Origin of the sequence: Klebsiella sp. K-Nf6 (assembly GCF_002806655.1) — a bacterium.
GTDB classification, from domain to species: Bacteria; Pseudomonadota; Gammaproteobacteria; order Enterobacterales; family Enterobacteriaceae; genus Klebsiella; species Klebsiella variicola.
Map to the genome: position 1 here is coordinate 80,610 of NZ_PIBN01000014.1, position 25,468 is coordinate 106,077.

22 protein-coding genes are annotated in these 25,468 nt (G+C 59.0%); 4 read left to right on the forward strand and 18 right to left on the reverse strand.

Annotated features, from left to right (window positions below):
- Nucleotides 1-49 precede the first annotated feature (49 nt).
- From ispG to CWM61_RS20935, 6 genes are all read right to left on the reverse strand, one after another.
- On the reverse strand, nucleotides 50-1,171 hold the full coding sequence (ispG, locus tag CWM61_RS20910; protein WP_074387865.1) for a flavodoxin-dependent (E)-4-hydroxy-3-methylbut-2-enyl-diphosphate synthase: 1,122 nt from the start codon (nucleotides 1,169-1,171) through the stop codon (nucleotides 50-52).
- A 26-nt stretch (nucleotides 1,172-1,197) separates the two neighbouring features.
- On the reverse strand, nucleotides 1,198-2,190 hold the full coding sequence (rodZ, locus tag CWM61_RS20915) for a cytoskeleton protein RodZ (protein ID WP_074387864.1): 993 nt from the start codon (nucleotides 2,188-2,190) through the stop codon (nucleotides 1,198-1,200).
- Between the two features lie 276 nt (nucleotides 2,191-2,466).
- Entirely contained in the window at nucleotides 2,467-3,633 is a 1,167-nt protein-coding gene (locus tag CWM61_RS20920) for a bifunctional tRNA (adenosine(37)-C2)-methyltransferase TrmG/ribosomal RNA large subunit methyltransferase RlmN (RefSeq protein ID WP_008803802.1), read from the reverse strand.
- Between the two features lie 352 nt (nucleotides 3,634-3,985).
- Entirely contained in the window at nucleotides 3,986-4,417 is a 432-nt protein-coding gene (gene ndk / locus CWM61_RS20925) for a nucleoside-diphosphate kinase (RefSeq protein ID WP_004114414.1), read from the reverse strand.
- Between the two features lie 160 nt (nucleotides 4,418-4,577).
- On the reverse strand, nucleotides 4,578-6,902 hold the full coding sequence (gene pbpC / locus CWM61_RS20930) for a peptidoglycan glycosyltransferase PbpC (RefSeq protein WP_100631857.1): 2,325 nt from the start codon (nucleotides 6,900-6,902) through the stop codon (nucleotides 4,578-4,580).
- Complete coding sequence (locus tag CWM61_RS20935) at nucleotides 6,903-11,852, reverse strand: alpha-2-macroglobulin family protein (protein ID WP_100631858.1); 4,950 nt, start codon at nucleotides 11,850-11,852, stop codon at nucleotides 6,903-6,905.
- A gap of 206 nt (nucleotides 11,853-12,058) precedes the next feature.
- Between CWM61_RS20935 and sseA the strand changes: the two genes are divergently transcribed.
- The 3 genes from sseA (at nucleotide 12,059) to CWM61_RS20950 (ending at nucleotide 14,677) form a co-directional block, all read left to right on the forward strand.
- Nucleotides 12,059-12,916 carry a 3-mercaptopyruvate sulfurtransferase gene (sseA, locus tag CWM61_RS20940; RefSeq protein ID WP_100631859.1) on the forward strand — a complete coding sequence of 286 codons (858 nt, stop codon included), beginning with the start codon at nucleotides 12,059-12,061 and terminating at the stop codon, nucleotides 12,914-12,916.
- A gap of 165 nt (nucleotides 12,917-13,081) precedes the next feature.
- Nucleotides 13,082-13,732, forward strand: a complete 651-nt coding sequence (locus CWM61_RS20945) for a DUF5066 family protein (protein ID WP_074387860.1) — start codon at nucleotides 13,082-13,084, stop codon at nucleotides 13,730-13,732.
- A gap of 102 nt (nucleotides 13,733-13,834) precedes the next feature.
- Nucleotides 13,835-14,677, forward strand: coding sequence for a hypothetical protein (locus CWM61_RS20950; RefSeq protein WP_074387859.1), 843 nt, complete (start codon nucleotides 13,835-13,837; stop codon nucleotides 14,675-14,677).
- A gap of 70 nt (nucleotides 14,678-14,747) precedes the next feature.
- Here the strand turns inward: CWM61_RS20950 and sseB are convergent, their stop codons facing one another.
- From sseB to trmJ, 11 genes are all read right to left on the reverse strand, one after another.
- A complete protein-coding gene (sseB, locus tag CWM61_RS20955; protein WP_012540874.1) occupies nucleotides 14,748-15,524 on the reverse strand; it encodes an enhanced serine sensitivity protein SseB in 777 nt (258 codons plus the stop codon).
- Nucleotides 15,525-15,622: 98 nt separating this feature from the next.
- Nucleotides 15,623-16,909 (reverse strand): aminopeptidase PepB, encoded by a 1,287-nt coding sequence (gene pepB / locus CWM61_RS20960; protein ID WP_100631860.1) that lies wholly within the window; start codon nucleotides 16,907-16,909, stop codon nucleotides 15,623-15,625.
- A 106-nt stretch (nucleotides 16,910-17,015) separates the two neighbouring features.
- On the reverse strand, nucleotides 17,016-17,216 hold the full coding sequence (gene iscX, locus CWM61_RS20965) for a Fe-S cluster assembly protein IscX (protein ID WP_002913954.1): 201 nt from the start codon (nucleotides 17,214-17,216) through the stop codon (nucleotides 17,016-17,018).
- A gap of 1 nt (nucleotide 17,217) precedes the next feature.
- A complete protein-coding gene (gene fdx, locus CWM61_RS20970) occupies nucleotides 17,218-17,553 on the reverse strand; it encodes an ISC system 2Fe-2S type ferredoxin (RefSeq protein ID WP_004201872.1) in 336 nt (111 codons plus the stop codon).
- A gap of 1 nt (nucleotide 17,554) precedes the next feature.
- Entirely contained in the window at nucleotides 17,555-19,405 is a 1,851-nt protein-coding gene (gene hscA, locus CWM61_RS20975; RefSeq protein ID WP_061153664.1) for a Fe-S protein assembly chaperone HscA, read from the reverse strand.
- 15 nt (nucleotides 19,406-19,420) lie between these two features.
- Nucleotides 19,421-19,936 carry a co-chaperone HscB gene (gene hscB, locus CWM61_RS20980; protein WP_074387856.1) on the reverse strand — a complete coding sequence of 172 codons (516 nt, stop codon included), beginning with the start codon at nucleotides 19,934-19,936 and terminating at the stop codon, nucleotides 19,421-19,423.
- A gap of 74 nt (nucleotides 19,937-20,010) precedes the next feature.
- Complete coding sequence (iscA, locus tag CWM61_RS20985) at nucleotides 20,011-20,334, reverse strand: iron-sulfur cluster assembly protein IscA (protein ID WP_002913979.1); 324 nt, start codon at nucleotides 20,332-20,334, stop codon at nucleotides 20,011-20,013.
- Between the two features lie 17 nt (nucleotides 20,335-20,351).
- On the reverse strand, nucleotides 20,352-20,738 hold the full coding sequence (gene iscU / locus CWM61_RS20990; protein WP_002913991.1) for a Fe-S cluster assembly scaffold IscU: 387 nt from the start codon (nucleotides 20,736-20,738) through the stop codon (nucleotides 20,352-20,354).
- A gap of 26 nt (nucleotides 20,739-20,764) precedes the next feature.
- Nucleotides 20,765-21,979 carry a cysteine desulfurase gene (iscS, locus tag CWM61_RS20995; RefSeq protein ID WP_061153662.1) on the reverse strand — a complete coding sequence of 405 codons (1,215 nt, stop codon included), beginning with the start codon at nucleotides 21,977-21,979 and terminating at the stop codon, nucleotides 20,765-20,767.
- Nucleotides 21,980-22,158: 179 nt separating this feature from the next.
- Nucleotides 22,159-22,650 carry a Fe-S cluster assembly transcriptional regulator IscR gene (gene iscR, locus CWM61_RS21000; protein ID WP_012540866.1) on the reverse strand — a complete coding sequence of 164 codons (492 nt, stop codon included), beginning with the start codon at nucleotides 22,648-22,650 and terminating at the stop codon, nucleotides 22,159-22,161.
- A gap of 229 nt (nucleotides 22,651-22,879) precedes the next feature.
- Nucleotides 22,880-23,614, reverse strand: a complete 735-nt coding sequence (gene trmJ / locus CWM61_RS21005) for a tRNA (cytosine(32)/uridine(32)-2'-O)-methyltransferase TrmJ (protein WP_032740250.1) — start codon at nucleotides 23,612-23,614, stop codon at nucleotides 22,880-22,882.
- Nucleotides 23,615-23,734: 120 nt separating this feature from the next.
- Here trmJ and suhB point away from each other — a divergent pair, with 120 nt between their 5' ends.
- The gene (suhB, locus tag CWM61_RS21010) at nucleotides 23,735-24,538 is read left to right on the forward strand and encodes an inositol-1-monophosphatase (protein ID WP_074387855.1); all 804 of its coding nucleotides are present in this window, start codon (nucleotides 23,735-23,737) and stop codon (nucleotides 24,536-24,538) included.
- Nucleotides 24,539-24,584: 46 nt separating this feature from the next.
- Here suhB and CWM61_RS21015 read toward each other — a convergent pair whose 3' ends face one another.
- Entirely contained in the window at nucleotides 24,585-25,421 is an 837-nt protein-coding gene (locus CWM61_RS21015; RefSeq protein WP_100631861.1) for a hypothetical protein, read from the reverse strand.
- Nucleotides 25,422-25,468: the final 47 nt, after the last annotated feature.

The following is a 25,468-nucleotide window of genomic DNA, read 5'->3' on the forward strand; positions in this document are numbered from 1 at the left end:
GCGCCCGCAGGTTCAATCATACACGGGAAGCGTATCGCTTCCCAACACGTTATTTTGCTTCAAGCTGTTGAACGTCAATACGACGGGCTTCATCGAGCATCGAAGCTTTAGCACGAATACGCGCTTCCAGCTGGTCGATCATGTCGTCGTTATCCAGTCGATCTTTACGCACGCCGTCCTCATACAGACCGCTTTTCTTGTTGCCGCCGGTCACGCCGAGGGTGGAGACCAGCGCTTCGCCCGGACCATTCACCACGCAGCCGATGATCGAAACATCCATCGGAGTGATAATGTCTTCCAGACGCTGCTCCAGGGCGTTCACCGTACCGATAACGTCAAACTCCTGGCGCGAGCAGGTTGGGCAGGCGATGAAGTTAATGCCGCGAGCACGAATGCGCAGGGACTTGAGGATATCGAAGCCGACCTTGATCTCTTCCACCGGATCCGCCGCCAGCGAGACGCGCAGCGTATCGCCGATCCCCTCTGATAACAGCAGGCCCAGACCGATCGCGGACTTCACTGCGCCGCTACGTGCGCCACCCGCTTCGGTGATCCCGAGATGCAGCGGCTGATCGATCTGTTTCGCCAGCAGACGATAGGATTCCACCGCCAGGAAGACGTCAGACGCTTTAACACTGACTTTAAACTGATCGAAGTTCAGACGATCGAGATGATCGACGTGACGCATGGCGGATTCAAGCAGCGCCTGTGGCGTCGGCTCGCCGTATTTTTCCTGCAGATCTTTTTCCAGCGAGCCGGCGTTGACGCCGATGCGGATAGGAATGTTTTTATCGCGCGCGCAGTCCACGACCATGCGGATGCGCTCTTCGTTGCCGATGTTGCCTGGGTTGATACGCAAGCAGTCAACACCGTATTCCGCGACTTTCAGCGCAATACGGTAGTCAAAGTGGATATCGGCGACCAGCGGCACGTTAACCTGCTGTTTGATCAGTTTGAACGCTTCGGCGGCGTCCATCGTCGGAACAGAGACGCGGACGATGTCCGCGCCCACGCGCTCTAACGCTTTGATTTGGCTTACCGTCGCGGCCACATCGGTGGTGCGCGTATTGGTCATTGACTGGACGGCGATGGGAGCCCCATCGCCAATTGGCACATTACCAACGTAAATACGTTTAGATTTTCTACGTTGAATCGGAGCCTGGTTATGCATGAAAAATCTCCCGCGTTACCCGTCTGTTACTGCGCCGGTGATTGTTCGGCATTAAGGGTCAGACGCGCAACCTGGTTAGTTCTGATAAAACGACTCAAATCGACTGGCTTGCCGAGGAACTGGATCTGTACCGCTGCCGGGGCGCCAATTTTCAGTTTATACGGCGCCTGACCGCTCAGGTTCAGGTTGCCGCCTTTACGCTGCAGGCCGCTGAACAGTTTTTTACCGGTGGCATCGCTCACTTCCAGCCAGCAGTCGGCGGAAAAGTTCATCACCAGATCCTGTGCCGACGCCGCTGGGGTCGTGACGTTCGCCTGATCGGTCGGTAACGGCGAGGCCGGCGTTGCCGGGGTCGTCGGGGCCGTTCCGGCGGTATCGACATTAGCCTGAGAAGGTGCCACGACCGCGTTATTGTCCGCTGGCGTCTGAGCCGGGGCGCTGGTGGTCGGTGCGCTGGCGGTATCGGTTGGCGCGCTGTTCGCGGCGCTATCGGTGCCTGAGTCTACCGGCGCGCTGGTATCCAGCGGCACGTTCTGGCTGTTGGCGTCACCGCCGTTCAGCTCAGCGGAAGACTGATCGGCCATGGTCGAGATCTCTTCCTGCTGCGCCTTATGGTCTTGCCACCACCAGGCACCGCTCAGGCCAATGACCACAAACAGCACCAGCCAGGTAACGCTCATCAGCCAGCCATCGCGCTTTTTGCGACGCTTGCCTAAAGAGAAGCTCTGCATTGGCGCCACCTTCGCCGCCCTGATAGGCGCCTGCTTGGCCATCATCGGCAGCAGCTCTTCTTCAGGAATATGTACGAGGCGGGCGTAGGAGCGGATGTACCCGCGCAGGAAGGTGGAGGCGAGGTCGGCAGGTGCCTTATCGTCTTCAATATCACGAACCGTGGACACCTTCAGGCATAAGCGTTCGGCCACCGCTTGCTGGCTAAGTCCGAGTTGTTCGCGGGCGTGACGCAGACGCGCGCCCGTGGTGTTTGCTTCTTGATGATCTTGAGTGGCTTCAGTATTCATTCGCTACAACTACTGGTACGTGAAATTTAAAGTTCAGCGCGGGAAAACGCCGGCGCCGCGAGACATCTGTGGTACGTCAGCCTCACAGTATAGGACTGTCAGGCGCGCGATCACAGAGACGAATCAAAATTGAATGCTAAGCGGTTGTTGTGCCGCTACATACTGCCTCAAAGTCGACAAAAACGCACCGTAATTATTAACCGAATCAGCGTATTTCGCCTGGTTATTGGTCATAAATATGACCCGCGCCGCCTGTGCCGCGCGGGTCATCATTTATCAGACCGCTTTTACGTCAATCGCTTCACCCTGCATCCGCTTACGCAGCGTACGCTTGGTTCGGTCAATAACATCGCCCGCCAGCTGACCACAGGCGGCATCGATATCATCGCCGCGAGTTTTACGCACGATGGTCGTAAAGCCGTACTCCATCAGTACCTTGGAGAAACGGTCAATGCGGCTGTTGGAGCTGCGACCATACGGCGCCCCCGGGAAGGGGTTCCATGGGATCAGGTTGATCTTGCACGGGGTGTCCTTCAGCAGCGCCGCCAGTTCGTGGGCGTGCTCGGTACCGTCGTTGACGTGATCCAGCATGACGTACTCGATGGTCACCCGACCCTGGTTGGCGTTGGACTTCGAAATATAACCACGCACCGAGTTGAGGAACGTCTCGATGTTGTATTTTTTGTTGATCGGGACGATTTCGTCACGAATGGTGTCGTTCGGCGCGTGCAGGGAAATCGCCAGCGCGACGTCGATCATATCGCCGAGTTTATCCAGCGCCGGCACCACGCCGGAGGTCGACAGGGTCACGCGACGTTTGGAGAGACCAAAACCGAAGTCATCCAGCATGATTTCCATCGCCGGGACGACGTTGTTGAGGTTCAGCAGCGGCTCGCCCATGCCCATCATTACCACGTTGGTGATAGGACGCACGCCGGTGGTCTTCACCGCGCCGACGATTTTCGCCGCGCGCCAGACCTGGCCGATAATTTCGGAAACCCGCAGGTTGCGGTTAAAGCCCTGCTGAGCTGTGGAGCAGAATTTACATTCCAGCGCGCAGCCTACCTGAGAAGATACGCACAGGGTGGCGCGGTCTTCTTCCGGGATATAGACGGTCTCGACGCGCTGATCGCCAACGGCAATCGCCCACTTGATGGTCCCGTCGGTTGAGCGTTGCTCTTCAACCACTTCCGGGGCGCGGATCTCGGCGACTTCTTTCAGTTTGCCGCGCAGGACTTTGTTGATGTCGGTCATTTCATCAAAGTCGTCGCAGCAGTAGTGATACATCCATTTCATCACCTGATCGGCGCGGAAAGGCTTCTCGCCCATGTTTTTGAAAAACTCGCGCATCTGCTGACGGTTTAAATCCAGCAGGTTGATTTTGGCATCTTTGTTCGGCACCGTCAGAGCGGCGGTATCAGGCGTGACAATTTGTTCAGACATAATATTTTCCGGCCTCGTTATTACACGTTATGGCCCCAGGTGGGTTGAAAAAGAAACGCCCCGGAGAGCGACTGCTCGTCCAGGGGCGCTATATTCTACAAATTCTGGCGCATGGAAGCCATGCCTGCGCGCAGTCAATGATGAAAAAATCTGTTACTGACTGCTCAATCCTCTAAGGCTTTTCGATTGTCAGGCCAACGCCGCGACGATCGAAAAGACGAGGTTTATATCTCCAAAGTATTTCAGGTCACCGCGAGGCGGCGAATTCGCAAATCCCCGGGAGCATAGATAACTATGTGACCGGGGTGCGCGAATGAAGCCAACAAAGCGGTGGCGTGAAAGACGCAGGAGATTAGCGAGTGCGCGGGCAAACCTCGCCTTCAGCAAAGAAGAACGCGATTTCGCGAGCAGCGGATTCTACAGAATCGGAACCGTGGGTGCCGTTCTCGGTGAAGCTGTCAGCGTAGTCAGCGCGCAGGGTACCGGCCAGAGCGTTCGCCGGGTTGGTGGCGCCCAGCAGGTCACGGTGACGCTGAACCGCATTTTCGCCTTCCAGTACGGAAACCACGATCGGGCCGGAGGTCATGAATTCAACCAGACCGTCGAAGAACGGACGACCTTCGTGCTCAGCATAGAAACCACGAGCCTGCTCAACGGTCAGATGCAGCATTTTGGTGCCGACGATTTTGAACCCTGCAGCTTCAAAGCGAGAAAAGATGCCGCCAATAACGTTTTTTGCCACCGCGTTTGGTTTGATGATGGAAAAAGTACGTTCAATAGCCATGATTACCTCTAATTAAATGTTCTGTTGTTGCGCATACGATCGTATGGCCTGGCGCGCATTATAATGAGCAACGTCGGCGATGCCTACGGATGAAGGTAACATTTTGTTAAAATAAGATGAGTATTGGAAACACAAACTGCCAACAACAAATTTACCCTGGTTATTGCAGGGTGAAACTGGTGGCCGCCGTTTGTCCTGCCTCATCCATGACCACCAGCTGCCACTCGCCGGGCTTATCCAGCGTTAGCGTGGTTGTCGCACCGGTAGCGTCTAACGGCTGGCCGTTGATAAACCACCAGCGTCGCCCTTCCCCACCGCTGGTTTGCAGGGGTAACACCACCCGCACCTCACCCGGCAGACGTTTTATTACCGCCCCTTCGCGAATACCTGACAGCACCAGCGGTGCGGCATCCTGAGTTTGCAGCGGCGGACACGCTGTCGATACCGGTCCCAGACGCGCACGTCGGCGCTCGCTGGCCGGCAGCCAGGGTTCCAGCGGTAGCGGCCAGACATCAATAGAAGTTTCTGTCGCACCCGGACAATCCGCGGCCACCCTTTCCCCTGCTGCGTTGCGCCACACCGGGAAGCGGATCCCGCGCACACCCTCCTGCCCGGGCAGCAGCAGCGTCGGTGGCTGGCTGGCATCCAGCAGCCAGCTGGCTAAGCGCCGGCGGCAGTTGCGGTCACCGGCCGGTAGATCCTGCCCGCCTGGCCAGCATATAGTCCCGCGGCTCACCGTTTGCGGGCGCGGGTCGACCGGCAGGCCGCCGCGGCTCATCGCCTGGCGCGCCAGCAACAGATTATTGACCTGATTGAGCAGCGGCACGGCGCTGGCGAAGCCAAACTGGCCCACCACCGGCGTACCGTCAGGCCGTCCGGTCCAGATACCTATCAGATATCGCGCATTGAGGCCGACCGCCCACGCATCGCGATAGCCATAGCTGGTGCCGGTTTTCCACGCCAGCGGGACCACTTGCGGCAGTGAGGCATCGGGAACCGGTTGCGCTTCGCCGGCCAAAATGCGCCGGACAATCCACGCCGCGCCGGGTGACATCAGCGCCCGTTCCACCAGCGGCGCGTCAGGTTTCATGCGCAGACGCGCCGCCTTGCCGTGACGGGCAAAGGCGCTGTACGCCGCGACGATATCTGCCAGCCGTGCCCCGGCCCCACCGAGGATCAGCGACAGGTTCGGCTCAGCGCCAGCGGGCAGCATCAGGGGCAGCCCGGCGTTGCGTAAATTCGCCGCGAAACGTTTGGGTCCGTAGGCTTCAAGCACCTGCACCGCCGGCAAATTCAGCGAGCGCACCAGGGCTTCGCTGGCGCTCACCGGGCCATGAAAACCACTGTCAAAATTGCCGGGCCGATAATCGCTAAAACGCCGTGGAACATCCTGTAACAACGATGCCGGATGAATCAGCCCGTCATCCATTGCCATCGCGTAGACAAAGGGTTTCAGCACCGATCCCGGCGAACGCACCGCCGAGACCATATCAATATGACCGAAGCGGCTGTCGTCGGTGATATCCGCCGAGCCCACCCAGCCGCGGACTTTCATATCCGTGTGATCGACGACAACGATCGCCAGTGAGCTGCGCGGCGGCAGGCGCGATTTCCAGTTCAGCGCCAGATCCTCAAGCTGCCGCTGGAGCCCGGCATCAAGAGTCGTCACCACCTTTTCATCCCGACTGGTCGCCAGCGCCCGGCGTGAAAAAAGCGGCGCCAGCTGCGGCATCTGGCGCGGAAACAGCCACACCGGCTCCTCCATCGCTTCCTTCACCGCCCGTTGCGGCCAGACGCCCTGGCTGACCATGCGAGTAAGGACTTTATCGCGCGCCGCCTGGGCCCGCTGCGGCCAGCGGTCCGGACGTAAACGGCTGGGCGCCTGCGGCAGGACCGCCAGCAGCGCCGCCTCGCCGTAGCTGAGCTGAGCGGGCGGTTTACCGAGATAAGCCCAACTGGCCGCGCCGATCCCCTGCAGGGTGCCGCCAAACGGCGCACGGTTCAGATACAGGGTTAGAATATCGCTTTTTGACAGATGCCACTCCAGCTGCAGCGCCCGCCATAGCTGGCGCAGCTTGCCACCGAAGGTGCGTGGATGAGGGTCGAGCAGACGCGCCACCTGCATGGTGAGCGTGCTGCCGCCAGAAATGACCCGCCCGGAGGTTAAATCCTGCCAGGCGGCGCGCAGCACCGCGAAGGGATTGACCCCTGGATGTTTCCAGAACCAGCGGTCTTCATACTGGATGAGCGCCTGCAGATAGCGCGGCGACACGTCGGCGAGAGTCACCGGATAACGCCAGACGCCCTGCGCATCGGCAAAGCGCCAGAGCGGCGTCCCGTCTTCCGCCACCACCACCCGGGCAGGGGTGACCTCCTGCAGCGGCAGCGGCCACAGGCGATCGGCGGCCAGCACCGCCAGCCACAGCAGAAAAATAAACGCCGCCAGCCAGCGCCAGCGGCGTTTTACCCGAGGCAATACGCGCATTTACGGCGTCACGGTGAGCGGACCGCTGGCCGCCCCGGTCGCCCGCCACTGCGGCACATACATCGATTCCACCTGCGGCTGCGGAACCTGATAAGTGCCCGGCGTCACCGCCCGCGCCAGATAGACCAGCGTCACCGGCTGGCCTTCATTGACAGCGACAGCGGCGACGAAACGGTCGTCACGGAACTCGATATGCTGAATATCCGCCTGCTGCATCTGGTTGAGCAGGTTTTGCACCGCGTCGCCATTTTCCTGCAGACTGGCGCTGCTGTTGGCCAGATTCTGGTTTTCCAGCTCGAGACCGGCTGGCAGCAGGTCGACGACCAGCGCGTCAGGCACGTTGCGTTTGGCGGTCACCTCCAGCTTCACCAGCACCAGTTCGCCGCTGCGCAGCGAGGTCAGCGATTTCTGCTGACCCTGGGTATCGAAAATAGTGCGTTCAATCCCCAGGACGTTACCGCCTGGCTGCGGCGCGCTTTGTGGATAGCCGCTGCTGTCCAGGCGCAGCCACAGCGGCTGACTGCCGGTATTGCTCACCTGCAGCGCCGCCAGCCGATCGCCGTCGAGGTTGCGGGTTTGCGCTTTGTCGCCGGCCAGCGGCTCGGCCTGCAGTGAGGTTTGCGCCTGCCAGTTGCCCGGCAGGTCCGCCAGCGAACGTCCGGCAAGGAACAGGGCATTGGTTTCCTGGGTCGACAGCCAGCGCTGACCGTAGGCCTCTTCCGACAGCGTGCTCAACAGCTTATTTTGCACCTCCGGCAGCAGCTTGTTCTCTTCCAGCAGCGCCAGCTTCAGGGCGTCATCGCGAAGCGGGCTGCCGTAATCACCCAGCCAACGATTCTCATCCTGGCGCGGGGTGGCAACCGCCAGCTTCATCGCGTCGTCGCCGCGCGGCGCATCGCCCATGGTTTTCAGCGCAATGCCGAGCTGCAGTAGCGGCAAGCCGGAGCGCGCCTGGTCGTGACGGCTCCAGATTTCACGCAATGCGCCGAGCGGGGCTTTTTGCTGACGCGCCAGCACCAGCGCGGCATACGCCTGGGCGGCAAAGCGGCTGGCCTGGGCATCATCGCTGTAGCGCACGGTCATCAGCCCCGGCTCCTGCAGATAGCGCAGCAGGCGTTCGTTACCTTTATTAATGGCGTTGACCGGTACGCTATAGCCCTGCTCGCCCGCGCGGACGAGGAAGTCCATAGCGTAGGCGGTCAGCCAGTACTCTTCCGGCCCCTCTTTATCCCACAGTGCAAAACCACCGTTTTCCAGTTGCATCTGCAGCAGGCGCGAGATACCAACATCGATTGCCGCGCGGCGTTTTTCATCGCTATCGCCGCTGATGCCCAACGCTTTTAGCTGCGCCGCGCTGGTGTACAGCGACGGGAACAGGCCGCTGGCGGTCTGCTCAAGGCAGCCGTAAGGATAGGCTTTCAGCTCACGGATATAGCGGGCAAGGTTCAACGGCGGTTTACCGCTGAGCAGCAGCTGGCCCTGCAGCGTTTGCGGGGCAAAGCCCTGGCTCTGCGCCGCCGGCGCCTGCCAGCTTTCGCCGGGCTGCAGCACCGCGCCGCTGTTGACGGTCTGGGCCGGGAACGCCGGACGGACGCCGATTTTCCACTGTTTTCGCAGCGGGGCGAAGGTTTCACCCGGCAGGCTCAGGCCGCTGATGGTCGCGCTCACTTGACCATCGCCGAAGCCCGCCAGTGCGCTGACCGGCACGAATAGCGTGCTGCGCGCCCCTGGCGCCAGTTGCACCGGCGGCAACTGACCCTCGGTCAAGGTCACCAGCCCGCTGGCGGCAAGATGTACCTGCAGAGTTTGCGGTTTATCGGTCAGATTGCTGAGATCCAGCGCCAGACGCGTGGTATCGCCGCTGGCGAGGAAGCGCGGGGTATTCAGTTCGGCGATAACCGGGGCGGCCACCACCACTTTATCTTCGCTGCTGCCGAAGTCATCGGCCGTCCACGCCTGGGCCATCACCCGCAGCTCGCCGTTAAAATCACCGATGGGTAACGTCACCGTGCCTTCGCCCTGATCGTTCAACACCACCGGCTGCGCCTGCTGGGCGACGATCGTCACGTGGTTGACCGGCGGTTTGCCGCCGCGTTTTAACTCGTCGCCATCGCCGCCGAAGCGCAGGCTGGCCACACGCCCCTGCCCTTCGATCACCTGGCCGTAGATGTCATAGATATCTGCGCCGTAACGCTTCTGGCCAAAGAAGGCGTTCCACGGATCCGGGGTGGCGTAATCGGTAATATTCAGCACCCCGCTATCCACCGCCGAGAGCAGCACGTTGACCTGTTTCGGCGCCTCGCCCTCTTTGACGCTGGCTTTCACTTTCACCGTCAGCGGCTGGTTGGGGCGCATTTTGTCCGGCGCTTCCAGCGCCAGCGTCAGGCGGCGGTTTTCATCGCCCAGCGGCAGATGCAGCAGGCCCACCGCGCGTTTTGGCGTCGCCGAGCGGGATTTATCGCCGGGGCGAACCACCAGCGTGCTGAGGTAGAGGTCGTGGCGGTTCCAGGCTTTATCCACCGGAATAGACAGATCCATCCCCTCGGCAGGGACGTCAATCTCCTGCCACCACAGCGGCCCTTCGCTGGATTCCACCATCGCGTAGCCTTTACCCGCCGCCGGGGCGGCAATGTGCAGCTTGATGGTGTCGCCCGGTTTATAGCTCGGTTTATCCAGCTTCATAGTGACCCGGTCAGGACGCGCCGCGCCGGTACCTTCGCTGTTATCTTGCCAGCTATAGCCGGCCCAGAAGCGCACGCTGCTGACCACGTCGTCCGGCCCTTTCACCTCCAGGCGATAGGAGCCCCACTCTACCGGGAAGCTCACTTTGCCGGTTTGTCCGGCCTGCAGATCCAGCGACTCCTCGCCCTCCTGCAGATCTTTTTGATCGAACTGCGACTGCCAGCCTTCGCTATCGGACCAGTTCCAGTAGTAGTCGCGCCGCTCGCGGATCAGCCGTATCTGCAGGCCAGAGACCGCTTTTTTCTCGCCCCTGGCATCGGCATAGACGATGTCAAACGCGGCGTTACTGTTCTCATCGACCACCGGCTGCTTCACCGTGGTGTCGGTGCGGTAATCGTAAACGTCCTTCAGTGTAAATTGCGGGCGGATCCCCGGCAGCGCCTCGGCAGGCCAGATCGGCTGCTGTACGGTACGGGTCACCGGACGCCCCCCGGATTCCAGCAGGCTCGCCTGCAACACCACCTGCAGCGGCGAGTGGCTATCCTGCCACTGGCTTGAGGTGGTCACTTCGCCACGGCCTTTTTCATCCAGTGTCAGCTGGACTTCATCCAGACTACGGGAGAGGTTTTCTTCCGCGATATCGCCGAACTGGAAGCCCGGCAGCGCGGCAACGGCATCGCGCAGCGGGCGCAGGAACAGCTTGCCCTGCAGCTGATTGCCGCTGGCCGGCGCACCGTAGAGATAAGCGCCGCGGACGCCAAAGGTGATGTCGGCATCCGGCGCGACTGGCGCCGCCTGCGGCGTCAGGTTCAGGGCCATGCGTTCCGGCATAAAGTCTTCGACGTGGAAGTCCCATTCGCGCGGCTGGTTATCGCCGGTGCTGGCGCGAATGTGCCACATACCGGTGGCCGCGCCGCTGTCGAGCGGATAAGTGAACTGGTACAGACCATTCACCGGTTTGCTCATCACCGAGCGGATCACCTGGCCGTCCGGCTGAACCACCTCCAGCTTCACCGGCTGCTCCGCCAGCGGCTTGCCGTCGCTATCGCGCAACAGCGCATTAAGGATGACGGTTTCACCCGGGCGATAAAGGTCGCGCGGGCCAAACATAAAGAACTGTTTGCTAAAGCCGGGCGCCCCTGCGATAGAGAATTCAGCCAGATCCAGCGCCGGCAGCTTGAGGTCGAGCAGCGTCGTCTGCCCCTCTTTGCGCGCCAGCAGCAGCGCCGCCTCTTTATCCGTTTGCAGGGTGACATGGCCCTGGCTGTCGCTTTTCGCCTGCGCCAGGGTCTGCCCTTTGGCATTGAGCAGTTGCACCTCAATGCCCGACTGGGCAGCGCCGTTTTCCAGGCTCTGGGTAAAAACATCCAGCCGGTTATGGTAGCGGTGCGCCGAGACGCCGATATCGCTGAGGGTAAACAGTGTCGCCGCGTTGCTGTAGCTATAATGGCCCGCCGGGTTCATGACCGCCACGTAGACGCCCGGCTGCTGGAGCGGCTTGATATCGTTCAGCGGCAGCAGCAGCTTCTCGCGGGTATTGCGTGCCGGGTTGAGATCGAAGCGGCCGGTATAGACCAGATCCGCCATCTTCAGCAGCTCATCAGACTCCCAGTTGCTTAACGAGTTGCGGTATTCCCACTGGCTGACAAACGCGGAGAGTGATTCCGGCTTAATACGGAAGAAGTTAACGTCGACATTATCAACGTTCAGCGCCATCACCGGCAGCCCGGCGACCACGTTGCCCGGCAGCAGCGAGCCGCGGCTGGCGAAACCAACGCTCGGTGCGATATCGCGGGTGGCCAGGGTCTTCTCGAACGGTTTGTCGAGCGTAGCCTTGTTCAGGGCGGTCAGCGTCGGGTCGACCGAGACAATCAGCTCGCGCTTTGGCTCAAGGTGACGCAGACGCAGCTCTTTCAGATTCGGCGCCAGCTCCCAGGCACCGTCCACCTTACCGCTTTTCTTGTCGACCAGATGTACGCTGCGGGAGAAATCCTGGTCCGGCTGCAGCGGCACGGAAAACGTCAGCACCAGGGTCGCGGCGCCATCCAGTTGGACTTCCGAGGCGTCGATCAGCGTCAGCGCTTTGCCCTGACTTTTTTCCGCCAGCGCCGCCAGCTGGGCGCTGTCCGGTTTTGTCGTCGTGTCTGGGCTGCTATCCGCAGCTGGCGCCGGGGCAGTGGCCTGCGGCGTACCGCTGTCATCACACCCGGTTAATGAAAATGCGGTAAGGAGCGCCAGTGACAGCGCCGCTAAACGAAATGGTTTCATCCTTCTAACCCCTCGGCCGGTGGGCCTGATGCAAATTATCACTTTTTATTATGCGTTAAGGCGGCACTTCTCAACAGTGATGACGCGGGTTTCTGCCGATTAATCAGAAAAGTGCCGTGACGTCGTCCCCACTCTGACGTCCTTAACTTGTCAGCGTGAGATAAAACGCCGACAATTCAGTCATGAATCGTAAAACGGAGGCACCCATGTCCACCTCGTTTTTTATCGCCGCCGACTGGCTGGCAGAACATATTGATGACCCGGAGATCCAGATTATCGACGCCCGCATGGCGCCCGCCGGGCAGGAGGCCCTGCGCGATATGGCAGCGGAATACCGCGCCGGTCATGTGCCGAACGCGCTGTTTTTCGATATCGAGGCGCTGTCCGATCACACCAGCCCGCTGCCGCATATGATGCCGCGCGCCGAGGCGTTTGCCGTCGCCATGCGCGAGCTGGGCGTCTGCAGCGATAAGCACCTGGTGGTTTATGACGAAGGCAATCTGTTTTCCGCGCCTCGCGCCTGGTGGATGCTGCGCACCTTTGGCGTGGAGAAGGTGTCCATACTGGCCGGTGGGCTGGAGGGCTGGCGGCGCGACGAACTGCCGCTGGAGCAAGGCGTGCCGGAAGTAGCTGAAGGGGAATTCGACGTGCGTTTCGATCCCCAGCAAATTAAGCGCCTGACCGACGTCCTGCTGGTCAGCCATGAAGGTTCGGCGCAGATTGTCGATGCGCGTCCGGCGGCCCGGTTTAACGGCCTGGCCGACGAACCGCGCCCGGGCCTGCGTCGCGGGCATATCCCCGGCGCGCTTAACGTGCCGTGGACTGAGCTGGTGATTAACGGCGAACTGAAAACCGTCGACGAGTTGAACGACATCTTTTTGCGTCAGGGTGTCGATTTTGAACGGCCAATCATCGCCAGCTGCGGTTCAGGGGTGACGGCGGCGGTGGTCGTGCTGGCCCTCACCACGCTTGGCGTGAATGGCGTCTGCCTGTATGACGGCTCCTGGAGCGAATGGGGCGCACGGACCGATCTGCCGATTGAACTGGCCTCTGCCGCTCAGTAAACACGGCCTGACCGCGGGTGGTTCCCTCCCGCGGTCACTAAATAATTTCTGATTTTCCCTCCCTCTTTCTCCGGCCTGCCGCTAAACCGGTTACTCTGTGCTGCCGCAGGGTTTGTACCTGCCGTATTCGCTTTACTGCCACTCACTATATAAGGAAATTGAATAATGGCATTTTCATTACCGGATCTCATGGATGTCGTACACAAGCACAACCGTAATCCCACCCCGAAACCATTGTCCGTAGACGAAGTGGATCGCCTGCGGGTACGGAAATATCGTGACCCGCAAAATAGCGAAACCGTGGCGCTTCCGGAGAGTCTGAAAGCGCTGTTGGCCTACGATTGCCAACTGAAAAGCCCCCACGGACAGCTGGTGCTGGAATCGGTTCTGGACTCCATTGATCAACATGGCGTCCTGCTTTCCGACTCGCTGGATGAAGATGCTTATTACATGAATGGTCTTGATATGGCCGGGCTGGACTTTGAAGAGCTGACGCCAATCTGGAACGACGATCCGCGTCTTCCTGCCCTGATTCGCCTCTGCCATCCCGGAGATCAGCAGGTATTTATCTATGTCACTGAACGTGATGAACAAGGTGAATATCCTGTTGTCCGCTTCGAAGGTAAAGAGAATGATCTCTGGCTGGCGGAATCGTCACTGATAGAATATCTGCAGGGGATCTTTGCCGGCAGCGAGGAGAGCCACGACGAATGGCAGCATCAGCAGACCCTCAATGAGGCACGCGATGGCGCCTTGCTGGAGCTGGAATATATTCATGAGGATCTTTACGCCAGGCTCGAAGGCTGCCCTGACTAATTCACCATCTCACCCCGGATGGCGCGATAAACGCGCGCCGCCGGGGCCTGCTCCAGGAGGGAGCGTTTTATCCGTAACCTGATGTCACTACAAGGAGTGAAAATGGCATTAGTCTCCAACCCGCATTCTGCTTATTCGCCGCGCCTTCCCTGGCTGGGAGGCATAGCTGGCCTGCTGGCAGGCGGCGCGATCCTTTATTTTTGGCCGCAATGGAACCGAGCATGGTTAAGCGTGGTTCCTGCGCCGGTCTCCGTGTATACCCAGTTTCTCGGGGTCACTCTGGAAGAGGTTCCGCTGATCACCTATGGCCATCAGGCGCTGCTGGGTTTCCTGATGGTGCTGCTCGCGCCCGGTTACGGAAAATCGACCCTTGCCGCGTGGATGGTGCATAACCCAGCGTCAAGCCGGCGCTGGCCCGGCGAGATACTCCGCGCCTGGGGCATAAAATTTGGCCTGCTGGTCATCGTCTTTTGCAATCTGTTCTTTTTGTCCCGGGTCGGATCCGGAACCCTGGCGTTATATATTTTTATTCTCCAGCATGTCAGCGTTGCCGCGGCGGTGGCGTCAGGGGTGCTGCTCCTGCGTGACGCCCGACGTCTGGCCCGCACGTTTGACGCTCCGCTGGCGGACCTGCACCTTCTCATGATATTCACTCTGGGGTTCCAGACGATCTTGCCTGCACAGATCGCGCTGATGAGCGCTCGGGGCGTGAATACACCGCTGGGCTGGTACATTGTTATCGCGCAAATGGCAGGGGTGTTACTGGCGTTTATGCTGGTCGGCGGGCTGGTGGCAGCGCTACGTTCTCTGCTGGGCGAAGAGAGATGTCGGGCATGGCGTGGGGATATGGCGCTCTTCAACGGCATTGTCACGCTGTGTGTGACGGGATTTCTCCTCTATAACATGGTGTCAGCCTATCCGCGGATCTTTGCTGCGCTGCATTAACCCTGGCAAAGCCGATTTTCAGCCTCACACTGGAAGCATAAAGAAACAGCGGGGGCAGCCGCCCCCGCTGTCAGATAATGCGGTTTTGTTTGAAATCGCGCAGGAAGCTGCCCCAGCGCTTTTCATAGAACGGCGTGATATGGGCAATCATAAAATGGCTGATGCCCTTCTCGCCTTCTACCACCTGGCAAATATCGATCGGCTCATCGCCTGGCAGGGTATCGGTGGCCACGCTGCCGGTGGTCTGGATAACGGATTCAATATCCCCTTCCGCTTCAATGCCGATCAGCAAGTTGGCCGGCGCGTCGGCGCTCTCTTTAATCGAGCACAGAAACGCCCGCTTGACGGTCTTCAGCGTTTTGAACAGCGTGGTCAGGGAATCCACCATCTGCGCCGGCGGGTCGGCGACTTCAGACAGCAGCAGCGCTTCGCCGCCTTCCAGTACCGTCTGGGTACTGAGCGGGCTGCCCTCTTCACCGAGCAGATGGCTGATCTCCCGCGGGGTGAACTCTTTGCCGCTCGGCAGCTTCGGGTTGAGGAACAGCGATTCGCCCAGCGTCATCGCCATCAGTGTGCGGGCGGGCATCATCACGAAAGCCTGTTCGTCTTCCACCGCCTGCTGCAGCGCCTCCAGCGAGGTAAAGAACGGGATCACCGAGCTGCCGTCATCTTTTTCCCAGTGCTGCAGATCCAGCGCGCTGTCTTCGACAATCTGCTCACCATCGGCTGCACTGCCCGGAACCCAGACGGTCGCCTCAAGCAGCGCGCTGAAAAATGCCGGACGGTGGGCGGGCTCGGTCGCCGCCTTTTCCAGCAAGGTTTCTAATTCATTTTTCGTATCAGACATAGTTTGGCTACTTCACAATGAATTGCCCGGCGGCGCTACGTCCACGCGGGCATACGAGTTTCCAGTCCGGGTAAGCGTAGCGCCACCCGGCAAAGCCGTTACTCGGCCGTCAGCAGGTTAGCAATGGTACGCACGCCAAGACCCGTCGCGCCCGCCGACCACTGCTCAACGGCAGATTTACGGTAGGTTGCCGAACAGTCGATATGCAGCCAGCCCTGATGGTAGTTTTCCACGAAGTGGGACAGGAAACCCGCCGCGGTACTGGCGCCAGCCGGATAGGCCGCGCTGCCGGTATTGTTCAGTTCTGCGAAGTTCGACGGCAGCTGATTGCGGTGGAACTCGGCCAGCGGCAGACGCCAGAAGGCTTCGTTTTCCGCCTGCGCGCTCGCCAGCAGGCGATTCGCCAGCGCATCGTCAAAGCTAAACAGCGCATGGTAGTCATTACCCAGGGCGGTTTTCGCCGCGCCGGTCAGAGTGGCGGCATCGATGATCAGCTGCGGCTTCTGCGCCGAAGCGTCAATCAGGCCATCCGCCAGCACCAGGCGGCCTTCGGCGTCAGTGTTCATCACTTCAACGGTTTTGCCATTACGATAATGAATAATATCGCCAAGTTTAAAGGCGTTACCGCTGATGAGGTTGTCGGCGCAGCACAGGTAGAGCTTCACGCGCTTGTTCAGCCCGCGGGAAATGGCAAAAGCCAGCGCGCCGGTGATGGTCGCCGCACCGCCCATATCGGATTTCATTGAATCCATAAAGGCGCTCTGTTTGATGCTGTAGCCGCCGGAATCAAAAGTAATGCCTTTGCCCACCAGGCAGGCGTATACCGGGGCTTCTTTATCGCCGGTTGGGTTATAGTCCAGCGCCAGCAGGACCGGCGGACGCTCGGAGCCGCGGCCCACGGTGTGCAGACCAAGATAGCCCTGCTCACGCAGATCTTCACCTTTGGTGATGCGATAGCTCATCTTCTCGCCCGCCACACTGCACAGCAGGTCGACGGCGCGCTGCGCCAACTGCTCAGGACCCAGCTCTTCCGCCGGGGCATTGATGGTGTCGCGCACCCAGTCGATAATCGTCAGGCGATGATCCAGCTCACTGCGCTGCGCATCGTCCAGCGTCGGCCATTCGACCTGGCGCTTCCCCTTCGGCCCTTTGTAGCCGGCCCAGAACGCCCAGGCACGATCGGTGTCCCAGCCTTCGCCGCTTAACGCGACATGTTTAATGCCCATACCGTCAATTTTACGCGCCGCGCGCTGAATCAGGCCCAGGTCGTCTTTGCCGTTGAGGTGCAGGGCGATGCCGTCGTTATTAATGCTGTAAGACGCCTTTTCTCCCCAGCGCGCATCGGCTGGCTGAGTAGAAAGCGTAATCTTCATGGCTTCGGTCATTATCATTATCCTTCTTAGCAAACGGGCCACCGTATGGCAGCCCGTAAAGTTCTCTCACTCGATGATTCATCCGACTTAAACTGCCGCATAAATCATGACGCGAAAATTATTCGGCTTCGTCTAACCAGACTAGCAGAATCGCCTCGAGAATTTTTTCATTGGATGCGTTTGGGTCGTCATCAAACTCTTCCAGATCGCAAATCCACTGATGCATGTCGGTAAAGCGAACGGTTTTCGGGTCGAGATCCGGGTAAGCGTCGTACAAGGCTTCGCCGATTTCACGACTGTCGGTCCATTTCAGTGCCATATTAGTGCTCGCGTGCGTGGTTGATGGTGTAACGCGGGATCTCAACGACCAGATCTTCGTCGGTGACGCGCGCCTGGCAGCTCAGGCGGCTGTCAGGTTCCAGTCCCCAGGCTTTATCCAGCATATCGTCTTCATCTTCGGTACTTTCCGCCAGCGAGTCAAAGCCTTCACGCACGATGCAGTGGCAGGTGGTGCAGGCACAGGATTTTTCGCAGGCGTGTTCAATCTCGATGCCGCTACGCAGCGCCGCATCCAGAATGGTTTCACCGGTCTCAGCTTCCACAACGATGCCATCCGGACACAGGTCCTGGTGCGGCAGAAATACAATTTTTGGCATTTTAAACCTCGTCCACGGATTGGCCTTTCAGCGCGATACGGACCGACTGATCCATACGGCGGGCGGCGAATTCCTGGGTTTGTGTGTCGATATTTTTAATCGCTTCTTTAATGGCGTCGGCATCGTCGCCTGCCGCAGCGGCGCGCACTTGCTCCGCGGCGGCATCGATAGCCTGACGCTCCGCGGCGCTTAACAGCGCGGCATCGGCGGCCAGCGCGCTGACCAGGCTTTCCAGAACGCGGGCGGCTTCCACTTTCTGCTCAGCCAGCATACGCGCCTGGACATCCTGTTCGGCATAGCTCATCGAATCTTTGATCATGGTGGCGATTTCGCCATCGGTCAGACCGTAAGACGGTTTCACCTGGATAGAGGCTTCCACGCCGGTCGATTTTTCCATCGCCGTGACGCTCAGCAAACCGTCGGCATCGACCTGGAAGGTGACGCGAATATGCGCCCCGCCCGCCGGCAGCGCCGGGATACCGCGCAGCGCAAAACGCGCCAGCGAGCGGCAATCCTGCACCAGCTCACGCTCGCCCTGCATCACGTGAATAGACATTGCCGTCTGACCATCTTTGAAGGTGGTAAACTCCTGCGCGCGAGCCACCGGAATAGTGGTATTACGCGGGATGACTTTCTCCACCAGACCGCCCATCGTTTCCAGCCCTAACGACAGCGGGATAACGTCGAGCAGCAGCAGCTCGCTGTCCGGCTTGTTGCCGACCAGAATATCCGCCTGAATCGCCGCGCCGATGGCAACGACTTTGTCCGGATCGATGGAGGTCAGCGGGGTGCGGCCAAAGAATTCGCCAACGCGTTCGCGCACCAGCGGCACGCGAGTGGAACCACCGACCATCACCACTTCCAGTACCTCTTGCGCCTCAACGCCGGCGTCTTTCAGCGCACGACGGCAGGCCAGTAAAGTACGTTTTACCAGGGAGGCAATCAGATCGTTAAACTGGCTACGGGTGATATCGCCCTGCCAGCCGCCAACCTCGACGTGCGCCACCTCAGCATCGCTGAGGGCGATTTTCGCCGCGATGGCGGCATCCAGCAGCTCGCGCTGCAGGCGGTTATCGCTGCGGTCGCTGAAGCCCGCCTGCTCACGCAGGTAGTCCGCCAGCAGATGGTCAAAATCATCGCCGCCGAGCGCCGAGTCGCCGCCGGTGGCCAGCACTTCAAACACCCCGCGGCTTAAGCGCAGAATAGAGATATCAAAGGTGCCGCCGCCGAGATCATAGACCGCAATCACCCCTTCCTGACCGGAATCGAGGCCGTAGGCGATAGCCGCCGCGGTCGGCTCATTGAGCAGGCGCAGCACGTGCAGCCCCGCCAGACGCGCCGCGTCTTTGGTCCCCTGACGCTGAGCATCATCGAAGTAAGCGGGAACGGTGATCACCACGCCATCAAGTTCGCCGCCCAGCGCTTCGGTCGCCCGGGCGGCCAGCGCTTTAAGGATATCGGCGGAGACGCGAATCGGGTTCAGCAGGCCGCCGGCGGTCTGGATCATCGGCAGACCGTTTTCACTGGCCTGCAGCTGATACGGCAGATGCGGATAGCGGTTTTGAATATCGGCGAGGGAGCGCCCCATCATTCGCTTCACCGAGCTGATGGTGTTCACCGGATCCTGAGCGGCATTCAGCCGGGCTTCATAGCCGACAGTCAGTCCCGAGGCGTGGTAGTTCACCACCGACGGCAGCAGATAGCGACCTTGATGATCGGGCAGGGTTTCGGCCTGGCCGCTACGCACGGTAGCCACCAGAGAATTGGTGGTGCCCAGGTCGATGCCGGCCGCCAGACGACGCTGGTGCGGCGCGGCGCTCAGGCCGGGCTCACTAATTTGTAATAAGGCCATAATTGCTTCCGAAAATTAAAAATCGAGCAGTTTTTCTTCGAGTTCTTCAGCACTGCTGCGCAGTTTATCGAGAAAACGGAGCTTACGTACCGTGTCCGCCGCCGCCTCCCAGCTCTCATTATGCAATTGTTCAACCATCAGTTGATGGCGGGTATCAAACAGCGCTTTCACTCGTTTGATAAAGTCTTCCAGCCGCGCATCGTCTTTCGCCTTACCGATCTCATCGAGCTCTTCACGCAGTTCCAGCTGTTCCATCAGGAACGCGGTATCGCGGACGGTATGTTGCTCGCTGGCGAGGTCGAAGCCGTGCAGCGAAAGGAGATATTCCGCACGGGTCAGCGGATGGCGCAGAGTTTGCCAGGCCTGGTTAATGGTGGCGGAGTGCTGAACCGCTACCAGCTGTTCCGCAGCAGGCGCGCTGGCAAATTTATCCGGATGGTACTGGCGCTGCAGATCCTGATACCGGACAGCCAGTTGTTCAAGCGAGAGGGTATAGCTGGCTGGTAACCCGAAGAGGGTGAAATAGTCCATAGTAACCTCAGGGTCATGCATCTAAATGAAAACCCCACGCGCGGCGTGACCGCGGTGGGGTTGGGGATGACCGATTATACGTTAAAGCTTTCGCCGCAGCCGCACTCGTCTTTGACGTTAGGGTTGGTGAACTTGAACCCTTCGTTGAGGCCTTCTTTGACGAAGTCCAGCTGAGTGCCGTCGAGGAATTGCAGACTTTTGCCGTCGATCACGACCTTCACGCCTTTGTCTTCAAACACGGTGTCTTCAGCCGCCGGCTCGTCAACAAACTCCAGTACATAGGCCATACCCGAGCAGCCGGAGGTTCTCACGCCCAGGCGCAGGCCAAACCCTTTACCACGGTTCGCCAGAAAGGCATTGACTCGCGCTGCAGCACTGTCGCTAAGAGTAATCGACATAACAAAACCTCAACTAATTATTTTGCTTCACGTTTGCTTTTGTAATCCGCAATCGCGGCTTTAATCGCGTCTTCCGCCAGAATAGAGCAGTGAATTTTCACCGGCGGCAGTTCCAGTTCATCGGCGATATCGGTGTTCTTGATCGCCTGCGCTTCGTCCAGGGATTTGCCCTTCACCCACTCGGTGACCAGGGAGCTGGAAGCGATGGCGGAACCACAGCCGTAGGTCTTGAAGCGCGCGTCTTCAATGATACCTTCATTGTTGACTTTAATCTGCAACTTCATCACGTCGCCACAGGCCGGCGCACCGACCATGCCGCTGCCGACGTTCTCGTCGCTGTTGTCAAAAGAGCCGACGTTGCGCGGGTTTTCGTAATGATCGATGACTTTTTCGCTGTATGCCATGTTGAATTCTCCTTATCGGTGCCGAATTAGTGATGTGACCATTCAATACTGTTCAGATCCACGCCCTGCTTGAACATTTCCCACAGCGGAGAAAGGTCGCGCAGACGGCCGATGGAGTTGCGAACCAGATTGATGGTGTAGTCAATCTCTTCTTCGGTAGTGAAACGACCTAAAGAGAAACGAATAGAGCTGTGCGCCAGTTCATCAGTCATACCTAACGCGCGCAGCACGTAGGATGGCTCAAGGCTCGCGGAAGTACAGGCTGAACCGGAGGAAACCGCCAGGTCTTTCAGCGCCATAATCAGCGACTCACCTTCAACGTAGTTGAAGCTGACGTTAAGAATGTTCGGCGCGCCCTGCTCGAGGTCGCCGTTGAGATAAACTTCTTCCATATCCTTCACGCCGTTCCACAGACGGTTGCGCAGGGTGCGCAGACGCGCCATTTCGCTTTCCATCTCTTCTTTGGCGATACGGTAAGCTTCACCCATGCCGACGATCTGGTGAACAGGCAGAGTACCAGAACGCATACCGCGCTCGTGGCCGCCGCCGTGGATTTGCGCTTCGATACGAATACGCGGCTTACGGCGAACATACAGCGCGCCAATGCCTTTCGGACCGTAGATTTTGTGGCCGGAGAAGGACATCAGGTCCACCTTCAGCTGGCTCAGATCGATAGGCAGCTTGCCCACGCTCTGGGTGGCGTCTACGTGGTAAATGATACCGCGGGCGCGACACATCTCGCCGATGGTAGCGATATCCTGCACCACGCCGATTTCGTTATTCACATGCATGATGGAAACCAGGATGGTGTCGTCACGCATCGCCGCTTCCAGCTCTTTGAGATCGATAATCCCGTTGCGCTGCGGCGCCAGGTAGGTCACCTCGAAGCCTTCACGCTCCAGCTGACGGCAGGTATCCAGAACCGCTTTATGCTCGGTTTTGCTGGTGATGATGTGCTTGCCTTTTTTCTGATAAAAGTTGGCTGCACCCTTGATCGCCAGGTTGTCGGATTCAGTCGCACCAGAGGTAAAGACGATTTCGCGCGGGTCGGCACCGACCAGCTCGGCAATCTGATTGCGGGCGATATCAACCGCCTCTTCAGCCTGCCAGCCAAAACGGTGAGAACGGGAGGCCGGGTTACCAAAGGTCCCGTCCATGGTCAGGAACTGCATCATTTTCTCGGCAACACGCGGGTCCACCGGCGTGGTTGCGGAGTAATCGAGGTAAATCGGTAATTTCATTGCTCTTAAACTCCGTACATCACTCAATGCAAGGAATCAGGCAACCGGCTTGATGTACGACCGAGTACACGGAATGTTGGAGCATCCCGGCCTGATTCTGAAAGCTCTTTATAATCGTTGTCCCGACCGTTTCGTGCTGCCTCGCCCTGTCAGCGGCAGTCCGAAACGGGACGGGTCACTCAGGCGCGCAGTTTAACGTCGATCGCGTCCTGGGTGCGCGCATTGCGCTGGGTTTCGTGCTGATGCTGACGACCGGACACATCAAGGATTTCCTGGTTATTCACCAGTTCACCCAGGGTGATATTGTTCAGGAAGCCGGTCAGGCGTTCGCTCAAATCGCGCCACAGCGCGTGAGTCAAGCATTTATCGCCGCCCTGACAGCCGCCTTTGCCCTGGCAACGGGTCGCGTCAACGGATTCGTCTACCGCGCTGATCACTTCGCCAACGGCGATGCTGCTGGCATCTTTACCTAACAGATAACCACCGCCTGGACCACGAACGCTGGAAACCAGGCCATTTTTACGCAGGCGAGAGAACAGCTGTTCCAGATAGGAAAGCGAAATTCCCTGACGCTCAGAAATATCTGCCAACGGTACCGGGCCCGTTTCAGAGTTGAGCGCAACGTCAAGCATCGCGGTCACGGCATAACGCCCTTTAGATGTCAGTCTCATGTCTTACTTAACCTCAAACTCGCCCCTGGCCGGGCTTTTTATTAATATGGGTATTGCATAGCAGGGGCAAGTCTGACATTCCCGAGTAATTTGGTCAACTATTTACTTGACTGTTTTAGTCAGGTATTTGGCTTTCCGTGCCGTTATTGATTTAGAGCCGCTCCCGGGCTACAACAGCGATGTAGATTCGTAGGCCGGATAAGCGAAACGCCATCCGGCGTTAACACGCTTACTTACCTTTATTCTGCTGCTCAATAGACGCCAGCATCCCGCGCAGGATGTTCAGCTCCTGGCTTTCCGGACGCGCGCGGGTGAACAGACGACGCAGCTTGTTCATCACCTGCCCCGGATGATTCGGGCGGATGAAGCCCGTCGCCAGCAGCGTCTGCTCAAGATGGCCGTAGAAACGCTCCAGATCGTCCACCAGCGGGTACGGCGCCTCTTCATGGTCAACCGACGGCTGCGCCTGCTCCTGCGTCGCCAGCCAGGCCATCCGCACTTCATAAGCAATAACCTGCACCGCCATCGCCAGGTTCAACGAGCTGTACTCCGGGTTCGCGGCGATCGCCACGTGGTAGTGGCACTTCTGCAGCTCTTCGTTGGTCAGGCCAACGCGTTCGCGGCCAAAGACCAGCGCCACCGGCGCATGCTGACCCTCGGCGACGCTTTTCAGGCCGCATTCGCGCGGATCGAGCATTGGCCACGGCAGTGTGCGGGAGCGCGCGCTGGTACCCACCACCAGGCTGCAGCCCGCCAGGGCTTCATCAAGGGTATCGACGATCTGCGCATTGCCGATCACATCGCTGGCACCCGCGGCGAGGGCTATCGCCTGTGAGTCGGGTTTGACCAGCGGGTTGACCAGCCACAGGTTAGTTAAGCCCATGGTTTTCATCGCGCGGGCTACAGAGCCCATATTGCCGGTGTGGGAGGTTTCTACCAGTACGATTCGAATATTTTGCAGCATTATGGTTCTTCGGCTAAAGATTATTCGGGCATGCTACCATAAAACGGAGACATAAGCAGATTTCGCTGTTATTATATGCGCCGTTTTTTCCCGTTCTTTAACATCCAGTGAGAGAGACCGATGCATCCGATGCTGAACATCGCCGTGCGCGCAGCGCGCAAGGCGGGTAATTTAATTGCCAAGCACTACGAAACGCCAGACACCGTAGAAACCAGCCAGAAAGGCAGCAATGATTTTGTGACCAACGTCGATAAAGCCGCCGAAGCGATTATTATCGAAACCATTCGCAAATCTTACCCGCAGCACACCATTATCACCGAAGAAAGCGGTGAACACGCTGGTGAAGATCAGGATGTTCAATGGGTTATCGATCCACTGGATGGCACCACCAACTTCGTTAAACGTCTGCCGCACTTCTCTGTTTCCATCGCCGTACGCATCAAAGGCCGTACTGAAGTCGCGGTGGTTTACGATCCCATGCGTAACGAACTGTTCACCGCGACCCGCGGCCAGGGCGCACAGCTGAACGGCTACCGTCTGCGCGGCAGCAACGCTCGCGACCTCGACGGCACCATCATCGCTACCGGCTTCCCGTTCAAAGCGAAGCAGCACGCGACCACTTACATGAATATTCTTGGCAACCTGTTTACCGAGTGCGCCGACTTCCGTCGCACCGGCTCCGCCGCGCTGGATCTGGCCTACGTTGCCGCTGGCCGCGTTGATGGTTACTTTGAAATCGCCCTGAAACCCTGGGATTTCGCCGCAGGCGAGCTGATCGCTCGTGAAGCAGGCGCTATCGTTTGCGACTTCACCGGTGGCCATAACTACCTGCTGACAGGCAACATCGTTGCCGGTAACCCGCGCGTGGTGAAAGCGATGCTGGCGAATATGCGTGAGCAGCTGAGCGATGCGCTGAAGCGTTAATCTCTTACTGATGTCAAAAAGGAAGCCGCGGCTTCCTTTTTTTATGTCATTTTATCATGTTGAGGATCTGGCGAATCACCGCATTGCCGCCGATGCACAGCACCGTCAGGCCGCTAAACAAGGCCAGCGGTCCGCGCCAGCGCAGGCAGCCCTGCGGCCCCAGCCAGTGCCGGAGGCACAGCGCTATTCCCACCGTCGCCAGTCGAGCTAACAGCACGCCGACCATCGCCGGGATCAGCAGCAGCCATCCCCACAGCGGCAACTCGAACTGTTGCGCACTGAGTAAGATCCACACCAGCTGAAACGGCAGATAAAAGCTCAGGGCAAAGATCAGCGGAATGCGAATATTGCTTGCCGATGCGGAAACGCCTTTAACGCCGCGCCAGCTATCGCGCAGCAGTATTCCAGCCAGCACCAGCGTGGCCAGATAGCAGACGTCGTTAAAGATGCCCACGATCTGCATCAGCCGATAGCTGGTCAACTTCCCCATAAAAGCGAAACGCCAGAAAATGATCACCAGGAAACCGAACTGCAATATCCAGCTGCGCAGGATCCAGTCGACCATTTCCCGCGGCGAGGGCTGATTATGCACGGCCCAGGCAACAATGGGCAGTTTACTGTGCCCGGGATGGCAAAAAGCCATGACGAAACCCGACAGCGTTAAGGTGGCGTAGGCCACCAGCGGGATATCCCCGATGCGCGACACCCCGAATCCCATGACATACGACATGGCGTGGTAGACGCGCACCAGATCTGACGGCCACCAGCTGGCCAGCACCGGAAACCAGTAGACGATCGCCAGCCCCGCCAGCAGCCCGGCGGCACCGGCGCAGCCATAATAAAACCGCCCGCTCTGCGCGGGAGAAACGATATTTGCGGCCATAGCGACTCCTTGTCATCCGCCGAAAAGCGGAAAACTAGAGCATCGCT

What these genes read in the sequence shown, in the direction of transcription:
- ispG (WP_074387865.1), bottom strand. Translation starts at nt 1,171, where the DNA reads ATGCATAACCAGGCTCCGATTCAACGTAGAAAATCTAAACGTATTTAC.
- rodZ (WP_074387864.1), bottom strand. Translation starts at nt 2,190, where the DNA reads ATGAATACTGAAGCCACTCAAGATCATCAAGAAGCAAACACCACGGGC.
- CWM61_RS20920 (WP_008803802.1), bottom strand. Translation starts at nt 3,633, where the DNA reads ATGTCTGAACAAATTGTCACGCCTGATACCGCCGCTCTGACGGTGCCG.
- ndk (WP_004114414.1), bottom strand. Translation starts at nt 4,417, where the DNA reads ATGGCTATTGAACGTACTTTTTCCATCATCAAACCAAACGCGGTGGCA.
- pbpC (WP_100631857.1), bottom strand. Translation starts at nt 6,902, where the DNA reads ATGCGCGTATTGCCTCGGGTAAAACGCCGCTGGCGCTGGCTGGCGGCG.
- CWM61_RS20935 (WP_100631858.1), bottom strand. Translation starts at nt 11,852, where the DNA reads ATGAAACCATTTCGTTTAGCGGCGCTGTCACTGGCGCTCCTTACCGCA.
- sseA (WP_100631859.1), top strand. Translation starts at nt 12,059, where the DNA reads ATGTCCACCTCGTTTTTTATCGCCGCCGACTGGCTGGCAGAACATATT.
- CWM61_RS20945 (WP_074387860.1), top strand. Translation starts at nt 13,082, where the DNA reads ATGGCATTTTCATTACCGGATCTCATGGATGTCGTACACAAGCACAAC.
- CWM61_RS20950 (WP_074387859.1), top strand. Translation starts at nt 13,835, where the DNA reads ATGGCATTAGTCTCCAACCCGCATTCTGCTTATTCGCCGCGCCTTCCC.
- sseB (WP_012540874.1), bottom strand. Translation starts at nt 15,524, where the DNA reads ATGTCTGATACGAAAAATGAATTAGAAACCTTGCTGGAAAAGGCGGCG.
- pepB (WP_100631860.1), bottom strand. Translation starts at nt 16,909, where the DNA reads ATGACCGAAGCCATGAAGATTACGCTTTCTACTCAGCCAGCCGATGCG.
- iscX (WP_002913954.1), bottom strand. Translation starts at nt 17,216, where the DNA reads ATGGCACTGAAATGGACCGACAGTCGTGAAATCGGCGAAGCCTTGTAC.
- fdx (WP_004201872.1), bottom strand. Translation starts at nt 17,553, where the DNA reads ATGCCAAAAATTGTATTTCTGCCGCACCAGGACCTGTGTCCGGATGGC.
- hscA (WP_061153664.1), bottom strand. Translation starts at nt 19,405, where the DNA reads ATGGCCTTATTACAAATTAGTGAGCCCGGCCTGAGCGCCGCGCCGCAC.
- hscB (WP_074387856.1), bottom strand. Translation starts at nt 19,936, where the DNA reads ATGGACTATTTCACCCTCTTCGGGTTACCAGCCAGCTATACCCTCTCG.
- iscA (WP_002913979.1), bottom strand. Translation starts at nt 20,334, where the DNA reads ATGTCGATTACTCTTAGCGACAGTGCTGCAGCGCGAGTCAATGCCTTT.
- iscU (WP_002913991.1), bottom strand. Translation starts at nt 20,738, where the DNA reads ATGGCATACAGCGAAAAAGTCATCGATCATTACGAAAACCCGCGCAAC.
- iscS (WP_061153662.1), bottom strand. Translation starts at nt 21,979, where the DNA reads ATGAAATTACCGATTTACCTCGATTACTCCGCAACCACGCCGGTGGAC.
- iscR (WP_012540866.1), bottom strand. Translation starts at nt 22,650, where the DNA reads ATGAGACTGACATCTAAAGGGCGTTATGCCGTGACCGCGATGCTTGAC.
- trmJ (WP_032740250.1), bottom strand. Translation starts at nt 23,614, where the DNA reads ATGCTGCAAAATATTCGAATCGTACTGGTAGAAACCTCCCACACCGGC.
- suhB (WP_074387855.1), top strand. Translation starts at nt 23,735, where the DNA reads ATGCATCCGATGCTGAACATCGCCGTGCGCGCAGCGCGCAAGGCGGGT.
- CWM61_RS21015 (WP_100631861.1), bottom strand. Translation starts at nt 25,421, where the DNA reads ATGGCCGCAAATATCGTTTCTCCCGCGCAGAGCGGGCGGTTTTATTAT.